Annotated in this window: 4 protein-coding genes; 2 read left to right on the forward strand and 2 right to left on the reverse strand. The window is 53.1% G+C overall.

Features of this window, described 5'->3' with window-relative positions:
• Positions 1-62 precede the first annotated feature (62 nt).
• Positions 63-2,006 (forward strand): ATP-dependent zinc metalloprotease FtsH, encoded by a 1,944-nt coding sequence (ftsH, locus tag Q2J39_RS05745; RefSeq protein ID WP_288339351.1) that lies wholly within the window; start codon positions 63-65, stop codon positions 2,004-2,006.
• Positions 2,007-2,174: 168 nt separating this feature from the next.
• A complete protein-coding gene (locus Q2J39_RS05750) occupies positions 2,175-3,185 on the forward strand; it encodes a C39 family peptidase (RefSeq protein ID WP_288339350.1) in 1,011 nt (336 codons plus the stop codon).
• 11 nt (positions 3,186-3,196) lie between these two features.
• Here the strand turns inward: Q2J39_RS05750 and Q2J39_RS05755 are convergent, their stop codons facing one another.
• Positions 3,197-5,371 (reverse strand): ComEC/Rec2 family competence protein, encoded by a 2,175-nt coding sequence (locus Q2J39_RS05755; protein WP_288339348.1) that lies wholly within the window; start codon positions 5,369-5,371, stop codon positions 3,197-3,199.
• Positions 5,368-5,862, reverse strand: a complete 495-nt coding sequence (locus tag Q2J39_RS05760; protein ID WP_288820830.1) for a ComEA family DNA-binding protein — start codon at positions 5,860-5,862, stop codon at positions 5,368-5,370. The genes Q2J39_RS05755 and Q2J39_RS05760 overlap by 4 nt, the downstream gene beginning before the upstream one ends.
• Positions 5,863-6,000 lie beyond the last annotated feature (138 nt).

Consider the following 6,000-nt stretch of genomic DNA (forward strand, 5'->3'; position numbering starts at 1 on the left):
AATAGGATTCATTCAAACAGCCCCCGGATCGAACCGCGTTCGAATCCTGGAATGGAGGTTCCATGAACTTTTCTCAAAACAAAAATGGCGGATCGAAAAAGCCCGCCAGCAAGAACCTGAAATATCTGATCCTCACCTTTGCGATGATCATTGTTTTCTGCCTTCTGCTTTTTCCCTCCACAGTTTTTAACCGTTCTTCTTCGGCTGTGCCTTATTCTCAGTTTGTTTCGGAAGTTACGGACAAAAAAGTGGATGAAGTTCAGATCAGCGGCGATACCGCCCGTTATACGCTGAAAGGCGACGAAAACAAAGTCTACACCACAACCCTCATCAACGATCCCGGTCTGGTGGACCGCATGATCGAAGGGGATGTGAAGTTTGAAGAAATTCCGCAGCGGGAAAACAACGTCTTCGTAAGCGTTCTGATTTCCCTGCTTCCCTGGATTCTCATCTGGGGCATGGTCTGGTGGCTCTTCCGCTCCATGCGAAAGAGAATGTCTTCCGGATCCGCGGATTTCAAGTTCACCAATCCATCGGATGACGACGGCGATGATGACGGCGGCTCCGGTGGCGGATTCCCGTTTGGCGGATTCGGCAATATGGGCATGGGAAAATCCAATGCCAAAGTCTATAAAGGCGAAATGACCCACACGACGTTCAAGGACGTTGCCGGCCAGGATGAAGCCAAGCAGAACCTGCAGGAAATGGTCGACTTCCTGAACGAACCGAAAAAGTACACCGAAATCGGTGCGAAAATGCCAAAAGGCGCGCTGTTAGTCGGCCCTCCGGGAACTGGTAAAACGCTGCTGGCCCGTGCGGTAGCCGGTGAAGCCGGCGTTCCGTTCTACTTCATTGCCGGTTCGGAATTCGTGGAAATGTTTGTCGGCCGCGGTGCTGCCCGCGTTCGCGACCTGTTCAAGGAAGCGAGAAAGCACGCGCCCTGCATTATCTTTATCGACGAGATCGATACGATCGGTAAAAAGCGTGACGGTTCCGGATTCAACGGAAACGACGAACGCGAACAGACGCTCAACCAGCTGCTCGCGGAAATGGACGGCTTTGACGGCTCGAAGGGCATCGTCCTTCTGGCAGCCACCAACCGTCCGGAATCGCTTGACCCGGCGCTGACCCGTCCGGGACGTTTCGACCGCCGCATTCCGGTTGAACTGCCGGATCTTGAAGGCCGTCGCGAAATCCTCATGCTTCACGCCAAAAACGTCAAGACCTCCCCGAATATCGACTACAACATGATCGCCCGCGCTTCCGCCGGTACGTCCGGTGCCGACCTGGCCAACATCGTTAACGAAGGCGCTCTGCTCGCCGTCCGCGACGGACGCAAACAGGTGACCCAGCGCGATATGGAAGAAGCCATTGAAATCGTCATTGCCGGCGAACAGAAGAAAAACAAAGTTATTTCTCCGCGCGAACGCATGATTGTCGCCTACCACGAAATCGGTCACGCGCTGGTTTCCGCCTACTGCACCGATGCCGCACCGGTTCACAAGATCACCATCATTCCGCGAACCAAAGGCGCTCTCGGCTACACGATGCAGGTGGATGAAGAAGAAAACAACCTGCTGACCAAAGACGAGCTGTATTCCCGCATCGTTACGTACTGCGGCGGCCGTGCCGCGGAAGATCTGATCTTCCACTCCATCACGTCCGGCGCCAGCAACGATATCGAAATGGCGACCAAGACGGCCCGCATGATGATCACCCGTCTGGGCATGTCCGATCAGTTTGGCATGACCGCTCTTGAAACGGTCAACAACCAGTACCTTGGCGGCGACACTTCGCTCGCCTGCTCTTCTGACACTTCCGCAGCCATTGACCGCGAAGTGATCGAACTGATCAACAAAGCCTACAAAGAGGCGTACCAGATCCTGAATGACCACGTCATGAAACTTCATGAACTGGCCAAGTATCTGTACGAAAAAGAAACGATCACCGGCGAAGAATTCACGGACATTCTTCATAAGGACGAAGATTCCGAAAAGCAGGCTTAAACCCGAAGCCGCAAAGCTGTACTTGATTACGAACAGAGGCCGATTCGTCTGCCTCTGTTTTTTTGCAGGCTGCCATCCTGTTCTGAACCGACCAGACTCTGCAGGGAGGATCAATATGATTTGACCGAAAGACAGAAATCCTATTTAAAAACGAAAAGGAGAATTTTTATGAAGCCGGAAAACGCAGAATACAATTCTTTAAAAACCAGGCAGACGGTTTCAAAGCGTGCATCCAGAACCGGGATGACACTGGCGATGACCCTTCTGATTGCGGCGGTCAGCCTGAGCAGTTTTGGCTTTTGCGCACTGCAGGCCAAAACAAGTGCAAAAAAGCAGGCAGAGAATTCGGCCAGCCGGACCGTTCTTTCGGATGCACTTTCCACGATGGCTGTACATCTGCGGGATACCGTGGAAAAGAGCACGCAACCGGACGAAGAAAAAATTAACCAGCGCGAAAAGCCGGAGCAGATTAGCGACGAAACGTTTTACGCGCTCAAGGAAGCTGCCTTAACCCCTGGGCCCGATCAGCAGAAAGCCTACGTTCTCTTTCTGGACGCCGATCAGTACACCGATGCGCTTCTCGCCTTTTTCCTTCGCGATCCGGATCGATACGATTTCATTCGAACCTGGCCGCAATCGGCAGACGCACAGTATCAGACCCCTGTCTCTTCCCTTCAGGAAAGTCTGGAGAGCGTCCCGCGCCTTTTACAGTGGGACGTACGCTGGGGCTGGCAACCGCTGGCCGATACCATGATCTGGGTGGGCGGATGCGGCCCGACGTGCCTGTCGATGGTCGCTTCCTGGCTCAAACAGGATCCGACCCTGACGCCGCGGGTTCTGACCGATCTGGATGTTGCGCTTGGCGATTACTATTCCGGAATGGGCACCTCCTCCGCCTTCTTTCCCGAAGCCGCTGCTGCGCTGGATCTGAACTGTGAAACGCTGCCGGTAGATACGAACGCGCTGCGGCAGGCGCTGGAAGCCGGCAAGCCTGTTATTTTGCACATGCTTCCGGGCACATTTACCCGAACCGGTCATTTCATCGTGGCGACCGGTCTGGAAAATGGACAGCTTCGCATCAACGACCCCAATTCCATCCGTCACAGCGATACGCTCTGGGACATCGATGCGGTTCTTAGCGAGTGTTCCGAGCTTTGGGCTTTCTCCAATCCGCAGTAAAACCGCAAACTCTAAGAATCTGTTTCTCTGGCAGTCTCCTGTTTTGGCAAGGCTGCCTTTTCTTTTTTGTTCCCGATCCAGGCCGTCAGGCCATCGGCGGTTTCAATTTTCATGCAGCCGTGAAAACTCTGCAGATGAACCATGCCATGATCCGCGGTATTCAGACGATCAATGCCCAGTTCGCTCAGGCGCAAAAGTACTTCATTGGACGGATGCCCGTACCGGTTTTTATAGCCGGCGGAAATCAGAGCCAGCTGGGGATCGCATTCTTTTATGAAGTCCCAGGAAGAACTCGTCGAAGAGCCGTGATGACCAAGTTTCAGCACATCCGAAGACAGGACATACCGATCGAGCAGCTGCTCTTCGATCGCTGTCGAAGCATCGCCCGTCCAAAGATAGAAAAAGCCGTCGAAGGCGAAGCGGCTGATCAGGCTCTGATCGTTTTCGTCGTCGGGATCGGCCTGTCGCTGCGGCAGCAGCAGTTCGAATGGATAGTCGACCGGAACGATCTGGCCGCTTTCCTCGATCTTCTTCTTTACGGGAAACTGTTCGCAAAGCGAAGCCGCCGCTCCGTTATGGTCAAAGTCGCCATGCGTTACGATCAGCGCGTCGAGCTGAGAAATCTGGCGGCTTTGAAAAAACGGGATAAACAGCTCGGAGGCATTGTCATGATTAAATCGCCCGGCGGCATCGATCATAACAACGCTTTTCATGAAAGGCTCCACCAGGACAGTGGCGTCTCCCTGTCCAACGGAAAGTATATACACGTGATAAAAAGGATCAAAATGCCATATTGCCGGATAAAGGCCAAAGAGCACCAGACAAAGCAGTACTCTGCCCTTGCTCCATTTCCAGCAGATCGCCATCAGCACCATGCAGAGCAGCACGAAATACCAGAGCGGTGCCATTCCATGCAGATCGAAGGCTTCAAACGAAACATCCAGAGACGACAGGCCCTTCTCCAGAACCGTGCCCCACTCTTCCCAGAACAGACCGAGCAGACTCAGCAGGAAAAGCCACCCGAAGAGCTGCCTCAGCCACGTAAAGGCCAGCAGGAAAAACAAATTGACCTTGCCCGTAAAGGCGATCTGGCAAAGAACGCAGACACAGGAAGAAACAAAGCGCTTTGGACCGCTCCCTTCTACAAACCGCGTAAAAAACAAAATGGCGCCCGGCAAAACCAGACTCATGCTTCGTGCAGACTGCGGACAGATCAGAAGCATAGTCAGAATAGAAAAGGACAGGCGTTTAGCCCGATTTTCAAAGAGCGTTGAAGCGATCAGAAATACCGCCATGCGCATCACGGAAATCGAAACCGGAACGATCAGCGCAAATCCGCCAAGAATTCCAAACACCGCCAGACTGACCTGCGGTTTATACAGTCTTCTCGGCAGCCGCTTTTTTATTACCCCCAGCAATCCCATCAGCGGCAGTCCGAGCGTCCCGATCCAGTCCAGTTCGTCTTTGTCGTTTATCCCGTAAATCAGCAGGCGATACAGCGACGCAGCTCGTCTCGAATTTACAAAGCGCCAGACTCTGGCTTTTATCGTTTCCGGTTCCTGTCGTCTGGCTTTTTCTGGATGAGCCAGATTCTGCGCCTGTGGAGTATTCTGATCGTCCTTTGGAGGGGCTGCGCTGTAGTAAATCCCCTTTTGCGCCACGTAGCGGCCAAAGCTGAACAGACCGATATTGTCCGCCGAATGGATGCGTTCAAAATCCGAAAGAAACACGGTCTGATCCAGAACGAATGATTCCGGTTCATAAACGATTACCGAATCCCGTTTATTCGAAGCCATCGCATAGCCGGATCGAATTTCACAAATCCGGTATTCTCCCTCCTGCGGCACGCGCTGGGAAGCCGCGCCTGATCCCATGAGAACACCGATCGCGAAAGCGCCCAGTCCAATCCACACCAGGACAGGCCAGCCGTGACGAAATCGCCAGTTCAGCCATAAGGCCCCTGCCAGAATGGCAGCCACGCAGAGCCAGACTCGATCAATCCATAAAATCAGCCAGAAAGCGATCGCCAGGCATAGCCACGGCGCATCATCCTTGCCTTTTGGTGCATTCGCCCAGGCTTTCCCTTTTTCCCACCCATTTTTCCAGCGGCTCTGTCCTCGATTTGAGCGGGCCGATAAAGCCGCAGCCGCTGGATCGACTGTCTGCGCTCGTGTCCGTTTTCTCACAGCGCGATTCGATCCTTCAGCTTTTCAAACTTCTTTTCGCCAATGCCAGGCACTTCCATCAGATCTTCCAGTTTGAAAAAGCCATGTTCTTCGCGATACGCCAGAATTTTCTGCGCCGTCGATTCGCCGATCCCCGGCAAAGTCATCAGTTCTTCCTTGCTTGCCATGGTGATTCGAATCGGCTGCGCCTGGGGATCGGCTTTCTTTTTGGCGATCACAATCACTTCATGCGCTTTCACTTCTTCCTGAAGGGAAACGCGGGAAAGATCCGCGCCTTCGGTTTCCCCGCCCGCTTCTGCAATCAGATCCTGAATCGTCGCCCCATTTTTGATCGTGTAAACATCCGGAGCGACGACTTCACCTTTGATTTCCGCTTCAATCGTATCGGGCGCCTGCTTATCTAACGGCATCGGAGAAAGTCTTCCCGAAGACGACAAGAGCAGCAGAGCACAAAGACAGAACGGTCCGCTCATTTTCTTCAGCCACTTCATATCCAGATATACGAAAGACTGTCCTTCAATATTGTTTTCTTTCCTCTTTGAAGCCGTTTTGTTTTGAATCCGTCGGATCCGACTATGTAAGTGTCAAACAATCGACGGGTATACGCGAGACTGAATATTAGATACGCT

This window comes from uncultured Allobaculum sp., from assembly GCF_948576815.1.
In the GTDB taxonomy this organism is placed as follows: domain Bacteria; phylum Bacillota_I; class Bacilli_A; order Erysipelotrichales; family Erysipelotrichaceae; genus Allobaculum; species Allobaculum fili.

Excerpts from the sequence above, each read along its gene's own strand:
- ftsH (WP_288339351.1), top strand. The coding sequence starts at position 63 with ATGAACTTTTCTCAAAACAAAAATGGCGGATCGAAAAAGCCCGCCAGC.
- Q2J39_RS05750 (WP_288339350.1), top strand. The coding sequence starts at position 2,175 with ATGAAGCCGGAAAACGCAGAATACAATTCTTTAAAAACCAGGCAGACG.
- Q2J39_RS05760 (WP_288820830.1), bottom strand. The coding sequence starts at position 5,862 with ATGAAGTGGCTGAAGAAAATGAGCGGACCGTTCTGTCTTTGTGCTCTG.